Origin of the sequence: Aureimonas fodinaquatilis, from assembly GCF_008369445.1 — a bacterium.
GTDB classification, from domain to species: domain Bacteria; phylum Pseudomonadota; class Alphaproteobacteria; order Rhizobiales; family Rhizobiaceae; genus Aureimonas; species Aureimonas fodinaquatilis.
Genome location: NZ_VTWH01000003.1, coordinates 501501 through 522154 on the forward strand (window position 1 = coordinate 501501; position 20654 = coordinate 522154).

Below are 20654 nucleotides of genomic sequence, written 5' to 3' on the forward strand. Positions count from 1 at the left end.
ATGCCGCATGATTATCGTTTCTGGAATCGTCCGTCTGGCTCAGCCGGTGCCCGCAGATATGCATGCCGACATGCTGGCAGTGTTGACTGCAACTCGTACCGAGGCTGGCTGCCTGACCTATTCTTACGCAGTTGATGTGCTGGAGCCGGACCTGATCCGCATCTATGAAGAGTGGGAGACGCGCGAAGCTCTGGACGCGCACAGCAATGCACCACATATGCCGGCATGGCGGCAGGCGCTGGCGCGGGTTGGCGTTGCCGAGCGCAAGCTGGTGACGATCGAGGCGGGTGCAATTGCACCGCTAAGCTGACGGGCATTCATGAGCTTCCACGCTTCCATCATCACGCTTTACCCGGAAATGTTTCCCGGCCCTCTTGGCCTGTCGCTGGCAGGCCGGGCGCTGGAGCGTGGCGACTGGCGGCTGGAAACAACTCATATCCGGGATTTTGGTGAGGGTCGTTCCAGAGCTGTGGATGACACGCCATCCGGCGGTTCGGCAGGAATGGTTCTGCGCGCAGATGTTCTGGCCCGCGCCATTGATGCGGCATCACCGGCCGATGACGCGCGGCCCAGGCTTCTTATGAGCCCGCGCGGTAGGCCGCTGAGCCAGCAAATGGTGCGTGAGCTGGCGGCCGGGCCGGGTGTCAATATTGTCTGCGGCCGGTTTGAGGGTGTGGATGAGCGGATTATTGAAGGGCGGGGGCTGATTGAAGTTTCAATCGGCGATTACATCCTGTCCGGCGGTGAAATGGCGGCTCTGGTGCTGCTGGATTCCATTGTGCGGCTTTTGCCGGGCGTGATGGGCAATGCGCTTTCGGGTGAAACTGAAAGCTTTGAGACTGGCCTTCTGGAGCATCCCCACTACACTCGTCCTGCTGTTTGGGAGGGACGACCTATCCCTCCGGTGCTGACATCCGGCGACCACGGCGCGGTGGAAAAATGGCGGCGGCAGCAGGCGGAGCGGATAACGCGTGAACGGCGGCCGGATTTGCTGAAGTAGCCGCTGCCGCTATATATGTTTGATCATCGGTCGGATGATCGCATACTCCAGTCACTTTTGCACTCGACAGAACTTTGGTTCTCGTGTATTAGCGCCCCTGTTTTCCTCAGAAAAACTTGACCGTTCAAGCGGCCATGACCGGCTGATAAACCGGCATGAAATTAAGAGAGGCCCGACCAATGGATATTATTTCCGAACTGAATGCTGCTGAAGCGGCCCGTATTGCGGCTGTTCGCACACTTCCATCTTTTTCTCCAGGTGACACGCTGCGCGTCAATGTTCGCGTTACGGAAGGCACACGCACCCGCGTTCAGGCTTATGAAGGCGTTTGCATTGCTCGTTCCGGTGCTGGTTTCCAGGAAAACTTCACCGTTCGCAAAATTTCCTATGGCGAAGGCGTAGAGCGCGTATTCCCGGTTTACTCGCCACAGGTCGAGTCGGTTGAAGTTGTGCGCCGTGGTCGCGTTCGCCGCGCCAAGCTGTACTATCTGCGTGATCGTCGTGGTAAGTCTGCCCGTATTGTTGAGGCGACCAACGCCCGTGCGCGCAAGCTGAATGATGATGCCCGCACAGCCGCCGCCGAAGTGCGTGCGCAGGCTGATGCAGCCAAGGTTGCTGCACAGGCCGCTGCTGCCGCAGAAGCAGCCGCCGCCGCTGAGGCAGCAGCCGCTGCGGAAGCTGCAGCTGCTGCTGAAAAGAACGCCGAGTAAGCACTCGACGATTTCTGAATCACGATAAAAAGCGGTCCTCGGGCCGCTTTTTTATTGCCATTGATCAGAACCCTGTTGATGCAGCTTGTAACCATTCCATGCTGTTGATACTTTAGCGCCATGAAACCTTGCTGCGAGATGACCTGTCATTTGCCGACGACGCTTGATTTTGCGTCGCTGGATGATCGTGCGCGCTTGCCCGGCCGGTTTTTTTACCGTCAGATTTCAGCCACCTATCTTGGCCGCTGACCGCTGGGGATCACCATCCCCTTTTAAGATTTTTCCTGATTCACAGCGTTGTTGTTAGGTTCAGCATCACGCGCCGGAACGAGAACAGACCATGAGCGCCAAGCCACGTACTTTGTATGACAAGATCTGGGACGATCATCTGGTTGAAAACCTGCCAGGTGGGGCGGGACTTTTGTATATAGACCGCCATCTCGTGCATGAAGTCACGAGCCCGCAGGCTTTTGAAGGGTTGCGCATGTCCAACCGCAAGGTGCGACAGCCGGAGCGCACTTTGGCAGTCGTTGACCACAATGTGCCGACAAGCGACCGAAGCCTTGGCATTGCGGACGAGGAAAGCCGGATTCAGGTTGAGACGCTGGCCCGCAATGCGGCGGATTTTGGCGTGGAATATTTCAACGAAGTCGATCGGCGCCAGGGAATTGTCCACATCATTGGTCCTGAACAGGGCTTTACCCTGCCGGGAATGACCATCGTTTGTGGCGACAGTCACACCTCTACACATGGCGCATTCGGCGCGCTGGCACACGGCATTGGCACTTCGGAAGTTGAGCATGTGCTGGCCACCCAGACACTCATCCAGAACAAAGCCAAAAACATGCTGGTGCAGGTGGATGGAGTTCCGGCTGCCGGCGTCACGGCCAAAGACATTATTCTTGCCATTATTGGTGAAATCGGCACAGCCGGAGGCACCGGCTATGTCATCGAATATGCCGGTGAAGCCATTCGGTCATTGTCGATGGAAGGCCGAATGACGGTCTGCAACATGGCAATTGAGGGCGGAGCCCGCGCCGGCCTGATTGCGCCTGATGAAACGACATTCGAATATATCAAAGGCCGGCCGCGCGCGCCGCAGGGCGAGAATTTTGCCAGGGCGGTGGAGTTCTGGCGCACACTGCACACCGATGAGGGTGCGCATTTCGATCATGTCGTGCGGCTGGACGCAGCCAATCTGCCCCCCGTTCTCACCTGGGGTTCCAGCCCCGAGGATGTGGTGGCAATTACCGGCGTTGTCCCTGATCCTGCAGATATTGCCGATGAGGCCAAGCGGGCAACCAAGCAGCGCGCGCTTGAATATATGGGTCTGACACCCGGCACGCGCATGACCGATATCAGCATTGATCGCGTCTTCATCGGCTCCTGTACCAATGGCCGGATTGAAGATCTGCGCGCGGTTGCCAAAGTGGTGGAAGGGCGTCGTGTTGCTGACACCGTGTCAGCAATGATTGTTCCCGGTTCCGGTCTCGTCAAGGCGCAGGCAGAGGCGGAAGGTCTGGACCGGATTTTCCGCGACGCTGGTTTCGACTGGCGTGAGCCGGGTTGTTCAATGTGCCTTGGCATGAATGAAGACCGGTTGAAGCCGAACGAGCGCTGCGCTTCCACTTCGAACCGCAATTTCGAAGGGCGTCAGGGCTTCAAGGGGCGCACGCACCTTGTTTCCCCGGCCATGGCGGCAGCGGCGGCGGTTGCCGGGCGGTTTGTCGATATCCGCGAGTGGAAATAATTCCGAGTGAATAGGTGCAGGGGCGTGTGCGCCCTTGCATCAGGGGTGGAAAATGGGGCATTGAAAGCGGCATGGAACCTGCTGCCGCGCCCGATATTGATATCTCGCTTCTGCGATTGAAAGATGCGCGGGACCTCGCGCCTCTTCTTGCCGCCTACAATCAGGCAATGTTTCGTGGCGCGCCTGGCGCGCCGGATGTCTATTACGCCGAGCAATTGCTTCAGGATCGGACCGGCGAACTTCTGGGCGCCCGCATCGACGGCACGCTGGTCGGTTTTCTGGTGTTCTATGATTTGCCTGACCCGTGGACGGGCATGCGCACCGGCCTTGCAGATCATATTTACGTGGACATTCAGCATCGTCGCAAAGGCATTGCCAAGGCGATGGTGGACCTTCTGGCTGATGAGGGCGAAGGTCGAGGCTGGTCGCGTCTGGTGCTGCAGGCACCTCGCAATGCTGATACCGGGCGCAACCTTTATGCACGCATTGCCGAACCCGCAGACTGGACAAGCTACATGATCCGGTTTCTGGACAGGTGATTCGCATGGCGAATGTCCAATCAGGGTGACAGTCGCAGGATAAATCACCGCCCGAAACGCTCTTAATCGATTTGGGAGCGCCGAAGATGCCGCTTTTGTTACATGAGTGCTTGATTTCGCAGTCGCAAACGGTGTTTTAGAAACTCTCCAGCCAGCGCATTGTGGGCAGCACTGGCTTGAACTCATGATTTGATCCGCCCGGACATACGGCACACGCGCAGTGCCAGCCTGACAGGAGACACGCTTTGTCGGAGATTAAATCCGCACGGCCGCTTTCGCCGCATCTGACAATCTACCGGTTCAGACCGACGATGGCGATGTCGATTGTGCACCGCATAACCGGCATGGCGCTCTATTTCGGCACTTTGCTCGTCGTCTGGTGGCTGGTGGCTGCCGCCAGTGGGCCAGGCGCCTTTGCCACGGCCTCATGGTTTCTTGGATCGTTCATCGGGCAGTTGATCTTGTTCGGCTACACCTGGGCGTTGCTGCACCACATGTTTGGCGGTATCCGCCATTTCATCTGGGATACGGGGCGTGGGCTGGAAAAAGAAACGTCCACTAAAATGTCGATTGCCACTTTGATTGCGTCGCTGACGGGCACGCTGCTTCTGTGGCTCGGAATACTGATTTTTGGTTGATAAGGGCGGCTCCATGTCTATGAGAACTCCACTGGGCCGCGTGCGCGGACTTGGCTCTGCCAAGGAAGGAACCGGCCATTTCTGGATGCAGCGCGTCACCGGCGTCGCCAATCTGTTTCTGATGACGTTTTTCGTCTTCCTGGTCATTCGCCTGTCAAGCGGAACCTATGCCGATGTCGTGGCAGCCTTTGGCAACCCGCTGGTGGGCCTGGTCATGGGGCTGGTTGTCGTCTCGGCAACGGTCCACATGCGTCTCGGCATGCAGATCGTTATTGAAGACTACCTGCATGGGGCTGCGCGTTTTGTGGCGATCATCGCCAACACTTTCTTTTCGGTTGTCGTCGCGTTTGCCTGCCTGTTCGCGATTATCCGGCTTAGCCTGGGAGCATAATGGAAATGGCTGATTCACATACTGGCAACGGACAGCCACACCGCACTGCACCTGGCATCAACGGCAAGGCATATGAATTCATCGATCACACATTTGATGTGGTTGTGGTGGGCGCTGGTGGTGCCGGATTGCGCGCGACGCTGGGCGCTGCGCAGGCCGGGTTGAAGACCGCCTGCATCACCAAGGTTTTCCCGACGCGTTCGCACACTGTGGCTGCCCAGGGCGGCGTTGCAGCGTCTCTGGGCAATATGGGCCGGGATGACTGGCGCTGGCACATGTTCGATACCGTCAAAGGCTCGGACTGGCTGGGAGATCAGGACGCAATCGAATATCTGGTGCGCAATGCGCCAGCCGCGGTTTATGAGCTTGAACATTTCGGCGTGCCGTTTTCCCGCACGCAGGAGGGCAAGATCTATCAGCGGCCATTTGGCGGCATGACGACGGAATATGGTGAGGGGCCACCCGCACAACGCACCTGCGCCGCGGCAGACCGAACCGGCCACGCCATTCTGCACACGCTGTATGGCCAGTCACTGCGCTATTCGTCCGAGTTTTACATTGAGTATTTTGCCATTGACCTGATCATGGACTCCGATGGCGCGTGCCGCGGCGTCGTGGCCATGTGCATGGATGATGGCACTTTGCACCGCTTTTCGGCCAAGCAGACCATTCTGGCCACTGGCGGCTATGGTCGGGCCTATTTCTCAGCCACATCGGCCCACACCTGCACCGGAGATGGCAATGCCATGGTGCTGCGCGCTGGTCTGCCGTTGCAGGACATGGAATTCGTTCAATTCCACCCGACCGGCATTTATGGCGCTGGCTGCCTGATCACCGAAGGTGCACGCGGTGAGGGCGGATACCTGACGAATTCCGAAGGTGAACGCTTTATGGAGCGTTATGCTCCTTCCGCCAAGGATCTGGCGTCTCGCGATGTCGTTTCACGCTCCATGACAATGGAAATCCGTGAAGGGCGCGGTGTTGGCCGGAACAAGGACCACATCTTCCTGCATCTGGACCATCTGGACCCGAAAATCCTGCATGAGCGCCTGCCCGGCATTTCGGAAAGCGCCCGCATTTTTGCCGGAGTGGATGTTACCAAAGAACCAATTCCGGTGCTTCCGACTGTTCATTACAATATGGGCGGCATTCCGACCAACTATCATGGCGAAGTCCTGACGCTGAAAAACGGCAATCCTGACACGGTGGTTCCGGGTCTGATGGCCGTTGGCGAAGCCGCATGTGTGTCGGTGCATGGTGCCAATCGTCTCGGCTCCAACTCGCTCATCGATCTGGTGGTGTTTGGCCGGGCCGCAGCTTTGCGCTGCGCTGAAACTGTAGAACGCGGCGGCAGCGCGCAGCCATTGCCAGCGAATGCCGGGCAAAACTCGATCGAGCGGCTTGATCGTTTCCGCTATGCCAATGGCAGCACTTCCACGGCAGAACTGCGCCTCTCCATGCAGAAAACCATGCAGAGCAATTGCGCGGTGTTTCGCACCGGCGAAGTGCTGGAAGAGGGCCACCACGCCATCCATGCAGTGTGGCGGGATTCCGATACAGTGGGAATCAAAGATCGCTCTCTGATCTGGAACACGGATCTGATTGAGACGCTGGAATACGACAATCTGATCTGTCAGGCCGTCGTGACCATGGATTCCGCTCTCGCGCGTCAGGAATCGCGCGGTGCGCACGCGCGTGAAGATTTTCCAGATCGTGATGACGTGAACTGGATGAAGCACACATTGGCCTACACGGATATGTCGGCGCAGACCGTCAAGCTGGAAGAGCGGCCGGTGCACACCTACACGCTGTCCAACGAGATCGAATACATCAAACCGAAAAAACGTGTGTACTGATCTCGCATGAATGTTTGATGCGAATTCAAAAGCCCCGATATTCAGTGAATATCGGGGCTTTATAGTTGTTATCGCCACAATCTTCAGCCATCTGTGCTGCTTGTCCAGACCGTTTCAGGCGACATCGCGATTGCCTGAAACAGTCTAAGTTCTTGTTTCGGCGCATTGTCTTGCCGTTGAACGCTTTCAACGCGAAATGCTCTGATTGCTTGTTGGTGTGGGCCCGCCCGTGAATCACTCATTGTCGCTTGCAATCTATGCGATCAATCTGGACCGGTCCGTTGACCGATGGGAAACTCTGGAAAGCAATTTTTCCGGCCTGCCCTATGCCCTGCATCGGATTGCAGCTTTGGACGCCGCCTTCGCTCCGGAAAAAGTGCTGGCCGTGCGGGGGCTTCACATTGCTTTGCCGCCATCCGGGCTTGGCTGGAGCATGGTGCGGCAGCGCGAATATCTTCTGGTGCAGGAAGCGTGTTTTGCCAGCCACCTGGTGGCGCTGCAGCAATTTCTGCATTCGACGAATGATCTGGCTCTCATACTGGAAGATGACGCCGTACCCTCCGCTGCTCTGCCGGGTCGTCTGGCCGAAATAACGCGGCTGAAACAGCCATTTGATATTATCAAACTTGAGGGGCTGAAAAGCGGCAGGAGGCTGGCTGTCGCCCGGGCGCAGCTTAGCCAGGGCTGGCTGGTCAATTCGTTGCGTCCATCTGCCGGATCCGCTGCCTATGTCATTACCCGGGCGGCTGCAGAAAAGCTGATGCAGCGCGCTGGCAAGCTGCTTTTGCCCTATGATGACTACCTGTCAAATCCCGCACTCACCGGTTGCGATATCTGGCATTGCTCGCCCTTGCCAATTCACCAGAGTGACGCGCCAAGCCTGATTGCACAAAGCTATGCTCGCGATGCGCTGCGCAGACGCCGCGGGCCTTTGGCCTATTTACGGCAAGCCAGAACCCGGGCAGGATTGCGCTGGCAACTATGGAACTCTGCGTTGCGGCGCGGGGGGTCTATCCCTCGCAATTTTGAGTGGTAAGGTGGGCAGGCAATACCAGTAAAGCTGCATCAAATATGCAGTTGGGGGGGAGTCAATGCTCATAAAAAGACAGCGGATTTGCACCGGTCTGGCAACTTGTTTTCTGTTTGCCGCCCTTGCCCCTGCTTTGGCCAGTGACGAGGCCGCGCAAATGTTTCCGGAAGAGGGACAGGGCAATCAGGTTGGTCTGATTGCCGGAATTTGCGCGGTTCAGTTGAAAGACATGTCGCCGGAAGGTTGCCAGTGTCTGGCCGAACAGTCACTTGTGCGCTTATCGGATCCGCAGCGTGACTATATGATTGCCACGGTTATTTCTCCACCCGCAGCAGAGCGCATGCTGGGCGACCAGCGTGTCGGGCAAGCTGATCAGAAAGTGATTTTCGACTTTCTGAATGACAGTCTGACCAGCTGCGAAACCGGAACCTACAATCCAGATGCTCAGGTTCCACCATCTGCGCAATGAGGGGCGTTTTATGAGAAGCGGACGCTTGCGCCGCTTGCATATGGGCATGAAGCGCCGGATGGGTCTGGTCGATCCGCCAATGCTTATGCCGTATCTGGGCTATGCGGGCGAGGGCGGTGCATGGCTGCGTGGCCGCGTGCTGGAGGATGAAGGCGTGGTGTCAGCGCCGCATACCACTTCGGCTCTGCACAATTTATGGCTGACATATAAGCGTTTCAGCACAGATCAAATCAGTGGCGCGCGCGTATCCTGGCAGTTTGGCGACAGAAGCGGCGAAGTGGTGAGCGATGACAGCGGCTATATCGAAGTCAACACTCCGGGTGTTGCCTCGGGTGCTTCACCGTGGCTGCCTGTTCGGCTGACTTTGGACCATGCTCCGGGATATCAGCCTTCCAGTGTCATGCAGGAAGGGCTGGTGCGCGTCGTTTCACCGGGTGCGCGATTTGTGATTGTTTCGGATATTGACGACACAATCATTCACACCGGTGCGAACCAGCTTCTGCGGCACTGGCGAGTTGTGACTGCCAACTCTCCTGAAAGCCGGATAGCGTTTCCCGGCGTCGCGGAATTCTATCATGCATTGGCGGCCGGTGCGGATGGACCGGAAACCAATCCGATATTCTATGTGTCATCCGGGCCATGGAATCTGTTTGATCTGTATGACCGGTTCATGGCGCTGCGTGGCATCCCGCGTGGACCGATGTTGCTGCGCAATCTTTCGAACGACGGTCTCGACTGGATTTTGCGGCGGCACAACGGCCATAAGACACGAATGATTGAGGCATTGCTGAACGCCTATCCGCATCTGCCATTTGTGCTGATTGGCGATTCGGGCCAGGACGACGCGGCAATTTACCAGGATATAGCCACGAGATTTCCGGGAAGGGTGGCGCTGGTGCACATTCACGATATCAGGCCAGCATCGCCAGGTCGTGAGGTGGACCGACAGATTGCTGCGCTGCAGGAAAACGGCATCCCCGTGACATTGAGCGCAACACTTGTGGAGGCGGCGCGTCTGGCCGAAAGTCTTGGCTTTGTCGGCAGCGGCACCGCCGATTCAGTGTCGATGGCGGTCAGACGGCGAATCCAGGGTGGCCAATCACCACTTTAAGTGAAAACCGGAAGTGTTTCATTTGTTGAACCGATTGAAATTGCTGTTGGAACAGGAAGGCTGTTGCGCTGCGGAAGCTTTATGTTTAGGCCCATTCTAAATGCCCGCGTCCTGCGGGCTGGACGTTTGAAGTTCAGGACGGATAGATGGTCGAACTCAGCCTTCCCAAAAACTCGCGGCTGACCAAAGGTAAAGTGTGGCCGAAACCGGATGCATCGGCCAATGTGCGTGAATTCGCCATTTACCGCTGGTCGCCGGATGACGATCAGAATCCGCGTGTCGACACTTACTATGTTGATCTGGACGATTGCGGTCCCATGGTTCTGGACGCCTTGCTCTGGATCAAGAACAACGTTGATTCAACTCTGACACTGCGTCGGTCATGCCGGGAGGGGATCTGCGGTTCCTGCGCCATGAACATTGACGGCACCAACACCCTGGCGTGCACCAAAGGCATGGATGAGGTAAAAGGCGCGGTAAAGGTTTATCCACTGCCTCATATGCCGGTGATCAAGGATCTGGTTCCTGACCTGACAGTGCCTTATGCGCAGCTTCGCTCGATTGAGCCATGGCTGAAAACCGAAACACCAGAGCCTGAAAAGGAATGGCGGCAAAGTCATGCGGACCGCGAAAAGCTGGACGGTCTGTATGAGTGCATTCTGTGTTTCTGCTGCCAGACTTCCTGCCCGTCCTACTGGTGGAACGGTGATCGCTATCTCGGGCCGGCAGTTCTACTGCAAGCTTATCGCTGGTTGATCGATTCGCGTGATGAGGCAACGGGCGAGCGGTTGGATCAGCTTGAAGACCCGTTCCGGCTGTACCGTTGCCACACAATCATGAACTGCACGCAGACATGCCCCAAGGGCTTGAACCCGGCAAAGGCAATTGCCGAGATCAAAAAAATGATGGTCGAGCGCCGGGTCTGAGCTGCTCCACCCCCCCATGTTACAAAAGGCCGCGCTGAGAGATCAGCGCGGCTTTTTGCCTTTTGAAAGGCGCAATTTTCACGCACAATCATCGGAGCATTTCTCGTTAAAACCATGATGTTTTAGCGGCCGGGCGATGCGGCAGAACACAGAGTCAGAGCATCTCGGGTGATCGGAAAGGTCGCTTCATGAAGCTCTGGCATCCAACCGTTTGAATGGTGATTGCGATGGTGCTGCGCTTTCTGACTCTTTGTTTTGCAGTCTTGGTATTGGCCTTGCCGCAAAAGGCAATGGCTGAGCAACGTGTGGCGGTGTTCGCTGGCGGCTGCTTCTGGTCGGTGGAAGCGCATTTCGACAAAATGCCGGGTGTTATCGCCACGGTTTCCGGCTTTTCGGGCGGAACGGTGGCCAACCCCAGCTATGAGCGCGTACTGGCGGGGGATACAGGGCATCTGGAAGCGGTCGAAGTCACCTATGATTCTGCAAAGGTGACATACGACCAATTGCTTTACGCGTTTTGGCACTTCATTGACCCGACAGACGGCGGCGGGCAATTCTGCGATCGCGGCAATCAATATGAAACGGCCATCTTTTACGGAAATGACGCCGAAAAGCAGGCCGCGGAAACCTCAAAACTGGGTATAGTTGAGGAATTGCGGAAAGATATTGCCACAAAGATCATTCCGGCCTTGCCCTTTTATGCGGCGGAACCCTATCATCAAGACTTCGCTAGCAAAAATCCGGCTCGTTATGAGGCGTACCGCGTCGGATGCGGGCGAGATGTGGCCATTCGCTCTGTCTGGGGCGAACGGGCATTCGCCGGCCTGCCGCCTACCTGAAGGAAATGTAAAGTCGCGCTCATCAACCACCGGGAGATCCGATGATACCTCGCCTGTTGCTGCCACTATTAGGTTTCGCATTTCTGCTGCTGAGCGCCGGGCATACGGCGTGGGCTGCTGATGACTGGGTGGTGCGACAGAGCCGTTATGACGTCGAGGAAACTTCAAAACGGTTGGAAGAGGTGATTGAGCGCTCCGGATCGGTCGTGCTTGGGGTGATCGATCATGAGGCGGCGGCGCGCCTTGTGGGTGAAGAGCTTTCCCAAATGCGGGTGGTGATGTTTTCGAAACCGAAAATCAGCACGCCTTTGATGCGGCAGAACAAGCGTCTGGGAATAGATCTGCCGCAGCGTATTCTGATCTGGGATGAGGAAGGCGCGACGCAGATTGGCTATGTTGACCCCGGCGTGCTGGCGCAACGCTATGGGCTGAGCGCGCAGGATCGCGAGTGGCAGGAAATGCGCAGTTCGCTGGATGCCCTGACGCAGGCCGCAATCAGCCGGACCGACCGCAGGTAGATTTGAAGCAACCTATGGTGTGCGTTGACCGTTTGGGGCAGACTGGAAAGCCCTTGATAACGGAGTAGGCTGATGGCCAAAAAATCTCAAACCATTCTGCATCCGACCAAAAATCCTGGAAATGAAAATCTGCGGGTCGCGATGATCGAGCTTTTGCAGAAGCATTTGGGAACTGCAATCGACCTGTCCTACGCTGCCAAGCAGGCGCACTGGAATGTCAAAGGCAAAAACTTCATGTCCGTTCATCTGCTGTTCGACCGGCTGCACAATGAAGTTGAAACCTATGTTGACAGCATCGCCGAACGGCTGACGGCCTTGGGCGGGCAAGCGCATGGCACCGTACAGGCCGCATCGCAGAACACCATTCTGACGCCTTACCCGCTGGACCTTGTGGATTCCATGGGGCATCTGAAGCAACTGGCGGACCATTTTGCCCGCTGGAGCGCGACATTGCGTGAAGCCATTTCGGAATCTGACGAGGCTGGGGATGCGCTGACGGCAGACCTGTTCACCAATATCGGGCGCAATGTTGAACAGTCGCTGTACTTCCTGGAAAGCCACTTCCAGACCAAATAATCCGCAACCCGTCTTTTCATCACCCGGCCAGATCGCTACCTGAGTGTGGCATGGCCAGAGCATTTCACGTTGAACAGTTGTTTTTCAGCGACGTGGCAATGCGACAAGGCGCAGTGTGAGAGCGTTTCAGGGGGTCGAAAGGTCTCCTGATGGGCTACAGGTGATGAAGCAGCGGGTAGTGGTGCATGGGTGATCGGCGGCAGGCCAATATGAGCCAAGCAAGCCAGATGCTGTTCGGTTCGGAAGAGCCGCAGCGGGCGGTCCCTGTGCTGGTGCCGGTTCCGGCAGACAGACCCTATTCCTATGCTGTCCCTGTTGGCATGGCCGTGGAACCCGGCTCCATTGTTCAGGTGCCACTGGGCCCAAGGCAGGTTGCAGGAGTGGTGTGGGACGGCGAAACAGAGGTGATCAATCCCGCCAAGCTGCGGGAGATCACCAAGCTGTTCGATTGCCCGCCTTTGCAGCCCGCCATGCGTCGCTTCGTTGATTGGGTTGCCGCTTACACATTATCACCGCCGGGCCTGGTTGTGCGGATGGCCTTGCGTGCGCCTGCAGCATTTGACCCGGAGCCGATGATGGAAGGGTTCAGGTTCGCCGGTGTTTCACCCGAGCGCATAACGCCAGCGCGAGCAAGAGCTCTGGAACTGGCGGCGTCCATGCCGCACTGGACCCGTTCCGGCCTGGCCCATGCCGCGGGCATATCGGCTGCAGTGGTGGATGGGCTGATCAAACATGGCAGTTTCGAACCGGTAGCGCTGCCCCCGCATCCAGCAGTTCCACTGCCCGACACCACTTACGGGCGGGCTGAGCTGAATGCCGAGCAGATCAGCGTCGCGGATAGTCTGCGTGCCGCAACCGTTAACGCGGATTACGGCGTGACGCTGCTGGAAGGCGTGACCGGGTCCGGCAAAACCGAAGTTTATTTCGAGGCGGTTGCTGCTGCGCTTGATGCTGGCAGGCAGGTCCTGATTCTCCTGCCCGAAATTGCACTGACACAGGCATTTATCGACAGGTTTCACACGCGCTTTGGCGCGCCGCCCGCAGAATGGCATTCAGACATGCCGCCGCGAATGCGCGAAAAAATCTGGCGGCAGGCGGCCGAAGGCCGCGTGCGGGTGGTTGCCGGTGCGCGTTCGGCACTGTTTCTGCCGTTTCGTGAGCTGGGTCTGGTCATTGTCGATGAGGAGCACGACCCGGCCTACAAACAGGAAGAGCGGACTTTCTATCACGCACGGGATATGGCGGTTGTGCGGGCCTCTCTTGAGAAAGTGCCGGTGATACTGGCGTCGGCTACGCCATCCGTGGAAAGCCGGGTGAATGCTTCACAAGGCCGTTACGAGCATTTGCGCCTGCAATCCCGCTACGAGGAGGCAGCTTTGCCAGACTTGTCGCTGGTGGACCTGCGGCGGCATCCGCCCGCGCGCGGACGTTTTGTTTCTCCTGTATTGCTGACCGCGATTGAGCAGACCGTGGCACGGGGCGAGCAGGCATTGCTGTTCCTGAACCGGCGAGGATACTCACCTCTGACATTGTGCCGCGCGTGCGGATACCGGTTTCACTGCCAGCAATGTTCGACATGGCTGGTGGATCATCGGCTGCGCGGGCAATTGAGCTGCCATCACTGCGGCCACACTGAAAAGCGCCCGGAATCCTGCCCGGAATGCGGGACAATGGACCACCTTGTGGCATGCGGGCCGGGCGTTGAAAGAATCGCCGAGGAAATGCTGGAGCGGTTTCCCAATTCCCGCACAGTGCTTCTGTCATCCGACCTGCCCGGCGGGCCGAAGCGGATGCGCCGGGAACTGGAAGCCATTGCCGATGGCGGGGCAGATATCGTGATTGGCACCCAATTGGTCGCCAAAGGTCACCATTTTCCGTTGATGACACTGGTCGGCGCAATCGATGCCGATCTTGGGCTTGCCAATGGTGATCCGCGCGCGGCTGAACGAACCTTTCAGCTTCTGCATCAGGTGACCGGAAGAGCAGGGCGCTCTGGCCGTGCCAGCCGCGGCCTGATTCAAACCTGGCAGCCGGAGCATCCGGTCATGCAGGCAATCGCTTCCGGTGATGAAGAGCGATTCTATGAGCGGGAACTGGCAGAGCGGGAAAGAGCGGGTATGCCGCCATTCGGGCGCCTGTCAGCAATTATCGTGTCGGCGGCAACCCGGCGCGAGGCGGAAGATTACGGACGCGCGTTGCGGGCCGCAGCTCCCGATGACGGTGGCATTGACGTGCTGGGACCGGCGGAGGCGCCTTTGGCGGTTCTGCGTGGGCGGCATCGCTTCCGGCTGCTTTGCCAAGGGTCACGACAGGAATCGATGCAGGTTTTTCTGCGCCGCCTGTTCGCTGCTGCGCCGCGCCCCCGTGGCTCGGTGCAGGTTCAAATTGACGTTGATCCACAAAGTTTCCTGTAAAACCCGGGCAAAGTTTCCAGTAACAACAAGGTGAATGCGTCTATAAGTCCGGACCATGTGCGCCGGACTGCCGGCAAGCGATTCGCATTTTCAGCCTCAGCAAATTGTCAGGTCACGCCAACATGCAGTTCTCATTGCCACTTACCAACGCAGACTGGATGCCGCTTATTGCGGCGCTTGCAACATTCATCGTCGGACTGGTGATCATGATCATGCCCCGGCAGGCGCAACGGCTTGCCGGACTTGAGCCTGCAGCCGGGAGCGGAGGGCAGTTGCGCGGCTCTGTAGGCGGGTTTCATGCCGGTGCGGGGTTTGCAGCGCTGCTGTTTTACGATCAGCCGATTGTGCAGATCGTGCTTGGTCTTGCATGGGCCAGCGCGACCATGGGCCGCCTGCTTTCCATTGTGGCTGATTCTGGGGTCAGCGCTCGCAGCGCGACTATCCTGCTTTTCAATATCGCTCTGACGGTGCTGTTTATGGGGCCGTTTTTCGGATTTGCGCCCGCTGGCTGAAAAAAACCGGCTGAATCATCGTGAAAGACTGCCCAAACCTATGTTGTCGCGGCCGGATCGCTATGCTAGACGAACGCTCGATTGGAACGGTGAAGCTGCAGAAAGTCGCTTCACTTCAGTCTCACAAATCTGATTTGAATTTCCCTGTACCGGTTTTCACCGAAGGGAAATTTGAACATTAGGAAGAAAAGCGGTCGTCCGTGGCTAAATCATCCTCTCCGGTTTCCGGAGTCGCAGAGCGCTACGCCCAGTCCCTGTTCGAACTTTCACGCGATGAAGGCTCGATTGAGGTGATGGAAAAGGAGCTGAAGCAGTTTCAGCTGCTGATTGGCGAAAATGCTGATTTTCGCCGGTTGGTGGAAAGCCCGGCTTTCACGTCTGAAGAACAGCTTCGGGCCGTGTCTGCTGTGGTTGAGGCTGTTAAGCCTTTGCCCCTGCTTGGCAACACTCTCAAGGTCGTGGCTGAAAATCGCCGTCTGGCCATTCTGCCCCAGATTATCACTGCGTTTATTGAGCTTGCCAGGGCCGAACGTGGTGAGGTGCAGGCTGAAGTGACCAGCGCCCTCGCGCTGACTTCAGAGCAGCGCAAGGAATTGTCGGCTGCGCTTTCTTCTTATTCTGGCAAAACCGTTTCCATGGAGGAGACTGTTGATCCTGCGATTCTCGGCGGACTTGTTGTTCGCATCGGGTCGCGTCAGGTCGATACGTCGCTCCGCACCAAACTCAACTCCCTTAAGCTCGCGCTGAAAGAGGTCGGCTGATGGACATCCGCGCCGCGGAAATTTCCGCAATCCTCAAGAACCAGATCAAGAACTTCGGCAATGATGCTGAGGTCTCAGAGGTCGGTCAGGTCCTTTCCGTAGGTGATGGTATCGCCCGCGTTTACGGCCTTGATAACGTTCAGGCCGGTGAAATGGTCGAGTTCCCAGGTGGCGTGCGTGGCATGGCCCTGAACCTGGAACGCGACAATGTCGGCGTCGTTATTTTCGGCTCTGACCGTGAAATCAAAGAAGGCGACACCGTAAAGCGCACCGGCGCCATTGTGGATGTGCCGGTCGGCAAAGGTCTTCTGGGCCGCGTTGTTGACGGTCTGGGCAACCCGATCGACGGCAAGGGCCCGATCCAGTACACCGAGCGTCGCCGCGTTGACGTCAAGGCTCCTGGCATTATCCCGCGCAAGTCGGTGCATGAGCCAATGTCCACCGGCCTCAAGGCAATTGATGCCCTGATCCCGATCGGTCGTGGTCAGCGCGAATTGGTCATTGGCGATCGTCAGACCGGCAAGACGGCCATTCTGCTCGACACTTTCCTGAACCAGAAGCCTGCGCATGATGCGGGTACTGAATCAGAGAAGCTGTACTGCATTTATGTGGCGATCGGTCAGAAGCGTTCGACTGTTGCGCAGTTTGTGCGCACTCTGGAAGAGCGCGGCGCAATGGCCTATTCGGTTGTTGTCGCTGCTACGGCATCCGATCCTGCGCCTCTTCAGTACATTGCACCATTTGCTGGCTGCACCATTGGCGAATATTTCCGCGACAATGGCATGCATGCAGTGATCGGTTATGACGATCTGTCCAAGCAGGCTGTTTCCTACCGTCAGATGTCGCTTCTGCTGCGTCGTCCTCCAGGACGTGAAGCTTATCCAGGCGACGTTTTCTACCTTCACTCCCGCCTTCTGGAGCGCGCAGCGAAGCTGAACGACGAGTTGGGCGCGGGCTCGCTGACGGCTCTGCCTGTTATTGAAACTCAGGCCAACGACGTTTCGGCGTATATTCCAACCAACGTGATTTCGATCACCGATGGCCAGATCTTCCTGGAAACCAACCTGTTCTATCAGGGCATTCGCCCGGCGGTGAACGTTGGTCTGTCGGTTTCCCGCGTTGGCTCTGCCGCCCAGATCAAGGCGATGAAGCAGGTTGCCGGTTCGATCAAGGGTGAGCTTGCCCAGTATCGTGAAATGGCTGCCTTTGCGCAGTTCGGCTCCGATCTGGATGCCGCAACCCAGCGCTTGCTGAACCGCGGTGCCCGCCTGACCGAACTTTTGAAGCAGCCACAGTTCTCGCCGCTCAAGACGGAAGAACAGGTTGCCGTGATCTTCGCAGGCACACAGGGCTATCTGGACAAGCTCAAGGTTTCTGAAGTCGGTCCGTTCGAGCAGGGTCTCTTGACCTCGCTGCGCACGGAGCACAAGGAAATCCTGACGACAATCGCCACTGAAAAGGCGCTGTCTGATGAGACTCGTGGCAAGTTGAAGGCGGCTATTGACCAGTTCGCCAAATCTTTCGCTTGAACTGCCAAAGCGGCGTGAACCGGAGACGCTAGAGAGACATGGCTTCGCTTAAAGACTTGCGAAACCGCATTGCCTCGGTGAAGGCGACGCAGAAAATTACCAAGGCCATGCAAATGGTCGCGGCAGCAAAACTGCGTCGCGCTCAGGAGGCGGCAGAAGCAGCGCGCCCTTATTCGGAACGCATTGCGTCCGTTCTGGGCAACATTGCGGGTGCCATGGATGGCGGCGAAGCGCCGGCATTGATGGCTGGTACCGGCAATGACCAGACGCATCTTCTTGTGCTGTTCACCTCTGATCGCGGCCTGTGTGGCGGGTTCAACTCACAGATCGTCCGCCTGCTGCGTGAGCATGTTCGGCGGCTGGAATCCAGCGGCAAGACAGTGAAGATCGTCACTGTCGGGAAAAAGGGTTACGACCAGATTCGTCGTGACCTTTCCAACCGGATTGTTGAGCGCGTTGAATTTGCTGACCCCAAGGCTTCGGGCTTTTCCAACGCAGAGCGTGTTGCCGAAACGGTCATGAACCGCTTTGCTGCGGGTGAGTATGACGTGGCGACAATTTTCTATTCGGAATTTGTCAACGTGATCACCCAGAAGCCAACGGCCCAGCAGGTTATTCCTGCCAGTCTGCCGGTTGCTGCTGAAGGTGCTGCGCTCGACGCAAGTGCTGGTGGCGCGCTTTACGAGTATGAGCCTGAACCAGAAGCCATTCTGGAAGAGCTGTTGCCGCGCAATATCAAGGTGCAGATTTTCCGGGCCTTGCTGGAAAATGCAGCATCTGAGCAAGGCGCCCGCATGAGCGCGATGGACAATGCCACGCGCAATGCCGGTGACATGATCAACAAACTGTCGATTTCCTATAACAGGCAGCGGCAGGCGCAGATCACGACCGAACTGATTGAAATTATTGCCGGAGCTGAAGCTCTGTAATTGGTGAATTCAGGCTGCAACCCAGTGTTGCTGCCGGACAATGCAACATCGAGGCGCGCGGGGAGGCTGTAGAGCCGGACGTGCGGTTCAAGCTCGTTTAAGAGGAGGCCAAATGGCTGACACATTGAACAAGACCGTGGCGACCGGCCGAGTCGTGCAGGTTATCGGTGCCGTCGTTGACGTCGAGTTCGACGGTCATCTGCCGGAAATTCTGAACGCTCTGGAAGCCGAGAACAACGGCAGCCGGCTGGTTCTGGAGGTCGCCCAGCATCTTGGTGAGAATACAGTTCGCACCATTGCCATGGACTTGACCGAAGGCCTGGTGCGCGGTCAGCCAGTCAGGGACACCGGTGGGCCGATTGAGGTTCCGGTCGGTGATGAAACCCTTGGTCGTATCATGAACGTGATCGGCGAGCCGATCGACGAAGTTGGTCCGATCAATACGGCAATCAAGCGTGGCATTCACCAGCCAGCTCCTCCTTATGTTGACCAGTCACCGGACAGCCAGATCCTGGTTACCGGCATCAAGGTCATCGACCTGTTGGCACCTTATGCCCGCGGCGGTAAAATTGGTCTCTTCGGCGGCGCCGGCGTTGGCAAAACGGTTCTCATTCAGGAACTGATCAACAACGTGGCGAAAGCGCACGGCGGTTACTCGGTGTTTGCCGGTGTGGGCGAGCGCACGCGTGAAGGTAACGATCTCTATCACGAAATGATCGAGTCCGGCGTTAACAAAGACCCGCACGAGAACAACGGTTCAACCGCTGGTTCGAAAGCTGCGCTGGTTTACGGTCAGATGAATGAGCCTCCGGGTGCCCGTGCACGCGTTGCATTGACGGGTCTGACGATCGCAGAAAATTTCCGCGATCAGGGTCAGGACGTTCTGTTCTTCGTCGACAACATCTTCCGCTTTACACAGGCGGGTTCGGAAGTGTCGGCGCTTCTCGGTCGTATTCCTTCGGCTGTGGGCTACCAGCCAACTCTGGCAACCGACATGGGTCAGATGCAGGAACGCATCACCACGACCACCAAGGGCTCGATCACTTCGGTTCAGGCAATTTACGTTCCTGCCGACGACTTGACCGATCCGGCGCCTGCAACATCCTTTGCTCACCTTGATGCGACCACGGTTTTGAACCGCGCCATCTCGGAAAAGGGTATCTACCCGGCTGTTGATCCGCTGGATTCAACGTCCCGCATCCTTTCGCCGATGATCCTTGGTGAAGAGCACTACAATGTTGCTCGTAATGTTCAGTCGATCCTGCAGAAATACAAGTCTTTGCAGGACATCATCGCGATTTTGGGCATGGACGAACTGTCGGAAGAAGACAAGCTGACGGTGGCTCGCGCCCGCAAGATCGAGCGCTTCCTGTCGCAGCCATTCTTTGTGGCTGAGGTGTTCACCGGTTCTCCAGGTCAGCTGGTTCCGCTGGAAGACACGATCCGCTCATTCAAGGGTCTGGTCGAAGGCGAGTATGACCATTTGCCAGAGGCTGCTTTCTACATGGTTGGATCGATTGATCAGGCTATCGAGAAGGCACAGCGTCTTGCGGCGGAAGCTGCATAAGGCAAACAGGATATGGCATTGAAGGCTGTGCGGTCTTCAATGCCTTTCCAGACATCGAGGCGGGGCGCATAGTGTTCTGCACCGCCTTACTTTCGAAACGCTGCAATGCTTTTGTGAAGGCATTGCTTTGAAGGCAGGCGATCCGTGGCTGATAGCTTCAAGTTCGAACTCGTATCTCCTGAGCGGTTGCTTCTTTCGGAGCAGGTGACTGCGGTCATTGCGCCAGGCAGCGAAGGTTATTTCACGGTCATGGCCCGCCATGCGCCGTTGGTCGTCACGCTCAAGCCGGGCGTTGTGCATGCCACTCTTGCGTCTGGCGGCGAGCGTCGCATTTTCATTCGCGGTGGTTTCGCTGACATGAACCCGGATGGTTTCACGCTTCTGGCTGAATATGCCGTGGCTGTGGAAGATCTTTCAGCGGCGGAACTGGATCAGCAGATCAGAAACACCGAGGAAGATGTGGCAGACGCTAACGATGCTGATGCACGCAGCCGGGCAGAAATGCGCTTGGCAGATCTTCACAATGCGCGTGCCGCTCTGAATCTCTAGGCCCCGGGCAGACTGGCGAAAAAGCCTCCGGATGGACTTT

Annotated in this window: 22 protein-coding genes; all 22 read left to right on the plus strand. The window is 57.3% G+C overall.

The features are described 5' to 3' along the window. The first annotated feature begins 7 nt into the window (after positions 1 to 7). Positions 8 to 310, plus strand: a complete 303-nt coding sequence (locus tag FPY71_RS14555; RefSeq protein ID WP_149301014.1) for a putative quinol monooxygenase — start codon at positions 8 to 10, stop codon at positions 308 to 310. Between the two features lie 9 nt (positions 311 to 319). Further along, on the plus strand, positions 320 to 1000 hold the full coding sequence (gene trmD / locus FPY71_RS14560) for a tRNA (guanosine(37)-N1)-methyltransferase TrmD (protein ID WP_149301015.1): 681 nt from the start codon (positions 320 to 322) through the stop codon (positions 998 to 1000). Positions 1001 to 1179: 179 nt separating this feature from the next. Then, positions 1180 to 1710 carry a 50S ribosomal protein L19 gene (gene rplS, locus FPY71_RS14565; RefSeq protein WP_149301016.1) on the plus strand — a complete coding sequence of 177 codons (531 nt, stop codon included), beginning with the start codon at positions 1180 to 1182 and terminating at the stop codon, positions 1708 to 1710. 340 nt (positions 1711 to 2050) lie between these two features. Further along, a complete protein-coding gene (gene leuC, locus FPY71_RS14570; RefSeq protein ID WP_149301017.1) occupies positions 2051 to 3460 on the plus strand; it encodes a 3-isopropylmalate dehydratase large subunit in 1410 nt (469 codons plus the stop codon). 71 nt (positions 3461 to 3531) lie between these two features. Beyond that, entirely contained in the window at positions 3532 to 3999 is a 468-nt protein-coding gene (locus tag FPY71_RS14575) for a GNAT family N-acetyltransferase (RefSeq protein WP_149301018.1), read from the plus strand. A gap of 245 nt (positions 4000 to 4244) precedes the next feature. Further along, positions 4245 to 4637: a succinate dehydrogenase, cytochrome b556 subunit gene (gene sdhC / locus FPY71_RS14580; RefSeq protein WP_149301019.1), complete on the plus strand. Its 393-nt coding sequence runs from the start codon at positions 4245 to 4247 to the stop codon at positions 4635 to 4637. Positions 4638 to 4650: 13 nt separating this feature from the next. Next, entirely contained in the window at positions 4651 to 5028 is a 378-nt protein-coding gene (sdhD, locus tag FPY71_RS14585; RefSeq protein ID WP_149301020.1) for a succinate dehydrogenase, hydrophobic membrane anchor protein, read from the plus strand. Positions 5029 to 5033: 5 nt separating this feature from the next. After that, on the plus strand, positions 5034 to 6884 hold the full coding sequence (gene sdhA / locus FPY71_RS14590; protein WP_149301021.1) for a succinate dehydrogenase flavoprotein subunit: 1851 nt from the start codon (positions 5034 to 5036) through the stop codon (positions 6882 to 6884). Positions 6885 to 7113: 229 nt separating this feature from the next. After that, the gene (locus FPY71_RS14595) at positions 7114 to 7920 is read left to right on the plus strand and encodes a glycosyltransferase family 25 protein (protein WP_210246298.1); all 807 of its coding nucleotides are present in this window, start codon (positions 7114 to 7116) and stop codon (positions 7918 to 7920) included. Between the two features lie 55 nt (positions 7921 to 7975). Then, positions 7976 to 8383 carry a hypothetical protein gene (locus FPY71_RS14600; protein ID WP_149301023.1) on the plus strand — a complete coding sequence of 136 codons (408 nt, stop codon included), beginning with the start codon at positions 7976 to 7978 and terminating at the stop codon, positions 8381 to 8383. Between the two features lie 10 nt (positions 8384 to 8393). Next, positions 8394 to 9494 carry an App1 family protein phosphatidate phosphatase gene (locus FPY71_RS14605; RefSeq protein WP_188052358.1) on the plus strand — a complete coding sequence of 367 codons (1101 nt, stop codon included), beginning with the start codon at positions 8394 to 8396 and terminating at the stop codon, positions 9492 to 9494. A 146-nt stretch (positions 9495 to 9640) separates the two neighbouring features. Then, positions 9641 to 10420, plus strand: a complete 780-nt coding sequence (locus FPY71_RS14610) for a succinate dehydrogenase iron-sulfur subunit (protein WP_149301025.1) — start codon at positions 9641 to 9643, stop codon at positions 10418 to 10420. A gap of 290 nt (positions 10421 to 10710) precedes the next feature. Next, complete coding sequence (msrA, locus tag FPY71_RS14615) at positions 10711 to 11259, plus strand: peptide-methionine (S)-S-oxide reductase MsrA (RefSeq protein WP_246160562.1); 549 nt, start codon at positions 10711 to 10713, stop codon at positions 11257 to 11259. Between the two features lie 41 nt (positions 11260 to 11300). Beyond that, complete coding sequence (locus tag FPY71_RS14620) at positions 11301 to 11777, plus strand: DUF302 domain-containing protein (RefSeq protein WP_149301027.1); 477 nt, start codon at positions 11301 to 11303, stop codon at positions 11775 to 11777. 72 nt (positions 11778 to 11849) lie between these two features. Beyond that, positions 11850 to 12353 carry a DNA starvation/stationary phase protection protein Dps gene (gene dps, locus FPY71_RS14625; protein WP_149301028.1) on the plus strand — a complete coding sequence of 168 codons (504 nt, stop codon included), beginning with the start codon at positions 11850 to 11852 and terminating at the stop codon, positions 12351 to 12353. Positions 12354 to 12562: 209 nt separating this feature from the next. Then, on the plus strand, positions 12563 to 14767 hold the full coding sequence (locus tag FPY71_RS14630) for a primosomal protein N' (RefSeq protein WP_149301029.1): 2205 nt from the start codon (positions 12563 to 12565) through the stop codon (positions 14765 to 14767). 134 nt (positions 14768 to 14901) lie between these two features. Then, a complete protein-coding gene (locus FPY71_RS14635) occupies positions 14902 to 15279 on the plus strand; it encodes a hypothetical protein (RefSeq protein WP_149301030.1) in 378 nt (125 codons plus the stop codon). 200 nt (positions 15280 to 15479) lie between these two features. After that, positions 15480 to 16040, plus strand: a complete 561-nt coding sequence (locus FPY71_RS14640; protein WP_149301031.1) for a F0F1 ATP synthase subunit delta — start codon at positions 15480 to 15482, stop codon at positions 16038 to 16040. Then, complete coding sequence (gene atpA / locus FPY71_RS14645) at positions 16040 to 17569, plus strand: F0F1 ATP synthase subunit alpha (RefSeq protein ID WP_149301032.1); 1530 nt, start codon at positions 16040 to 16042, stop codon at positions 17567 to 17569. The genes FPY71_RS14640 and atpA overlap by 1 nt, the downstream gene beginning before the upstream one ends. Positions 17570 to 17607: 38 nt before the next feature. Continuing rightward, positions 17608 to 18498: a F0F1 ATP synthase subunit gamma gene (locus FPY71_RS14650; RefSeq protein ID WP_149301033.1), complete on the plus strand. Its 891-nt coding sequence runs from the start codon at positions 17608 to 17610 to the stop codon at positions 18496 to 18498. A gap of 112 nt (positions 18499 to 18610) precedes the next feature. Continuing rightward, a complete protein-coding gene (gene atpD / locus FPY71_RS14655; RefSeq protein ID WP_149301034.1) occupies positions 18611 to 20065 on the plus strand; it encodes a F0F1 ATP synthase subunit beta in 1455 nt (484 codons plus the stop codon). A 144-nt stretch (positions 20066 to 20209) separates the two neighbouring features. Further along, positions 20210 to 20614, plus strand: a complete 405-nt coding sequence (locus tag FPY71_RS14660) for a F0F1 ATP synthase subunit epsilon (protein WP_149301035.1) — start codon at positions 20210 to 20212, stop codon at positions 20612 to 20614. Positions 20615 to 20654: the final 40 nt, after the last annotated feature.

What these genes read in the sequence shown, in the direction of transcription:
- FPY71_RS14555 (WP_149301014.1), top strand. Translation starts at nt 8, where the DNA reads ATGATTATCGTTTCTGGAATCGTCCGTCTGGCTCAGCCGGTGCCCGCA.
- trmD (WP_149301015.1), top strand. Translation starts at nt 320, where the DNA reads ATGAGCTTCCACGCTTCCATCATCACGCTTTACCCGGAAATGTTTCCC.
- rplS (WP_149301016.1), top strand. Translation starts at nt 1,180, where the DNA reads ATGGATATTATTTCCGAACTGAATGCTGCTGAAGCGGCCCGTATTGCG.
- leuC (WP_149301017.1), top strand. Translation starts at nt 2,051, where the DNA reads ATGAGCGCCAAGCCACGTACTTTGTATGACAAGATCTGGGACGATCAT.
- FPY71_RS14575 (WP_149301018.1), top strand. Translation starts at nt 3,532, where the DNA reads ATGGAACCTGCTGCCGCGCCCGATATTGATATCTCGCTTCTGCGATTG.
- sdhD (WP_149301020.1), top strand. Translation starts at nt 4,651, where the DNA reads ATGTCTATGAGAACTCCACTGGGCCGCGTGCGCGGACTTGGCTCTGCC.
- sdhA (WP_149301021.1), top strand. Translation starts at nt 5,034, where the DNA reads ATGGCTGATTCACATACTGGCAACGGACAGCCACACCGCACTGCACCT.
- FPY71_RS14600 (WP_149301023.1), top strand. Translation starts at nt 7,976, where the DNA reads ATGCTCATAAAAAGACAGCGGATTTGCACCGGTCTGGCAACTTGTTTT.
- FPY71_RS14605 (WP_188052358.1), top strand. Translation starts at nt 8,394, where the DNA reads ATGAGAAGCGGACGCTTGCGCCGCTTGCATATGGGCATGAAGCGCCGG.
- FPY71_RS14610 (WP_149301025.1), top strand. Translation starts at nt 9,641, where the DNA reads ATGGTCGAACTCAGCCTTCCCAAAAACTCGCGGCTGACCAAAGGTAAA.
- msrA (WP_246160562.1), top strand. Translation starts at nt 10,711, where the DNA reads ATGGCTGAGCAACGTGTGGCGGTGTTCGCTGGCGGCTGCTTCTGGTCG.
- FPY71_RS14620 (WP_149301027.1), top strand. Translation starts at nt 11,301, where the DNA reads ATGATACCTCGCCTGTTGCTGCCACTATTAGGTTTCGCATTTCTGCTG.
- dps (WP_149301028.1), top strand. Translation starts at nt 11,850, where the DNA reads ATGGCCAAAAAATCTCAAACCATTCTGCATCCGACCAAAAATCCTGGA.
- FPY71_RS14630 (WP_149301029.1), top strand. Translation starts at nt 12,563, where the DNA reads ATGAGCCAAGCAAGCCAGATGCTGTTCGGTTCGGAAGAGCCGCAGCGG.
- atpA (WP_149301032.1), top strand. Translation starts at nt 16,040, where the DNA reads ATGGACATCCGCGCCGCGGAAATTTCCGCAATCCTCAAGAACCAGATC.
- FPY71_RS14650 (WP_149301033.1), top strand. Translation starts at nt 17,608, where the DNA reads ATGGCTTCGCTTAAAGACTTGCGAAACCGCATTGCCTCGGTGAAGGCG.
- atpD (WP_149301034.1), top strand. Translation starts at nt 18,611, where the DNA reads ATGGCTGACACATTGAACAAGACCGTGGCGACCGGCCGAGTCGTGCAG.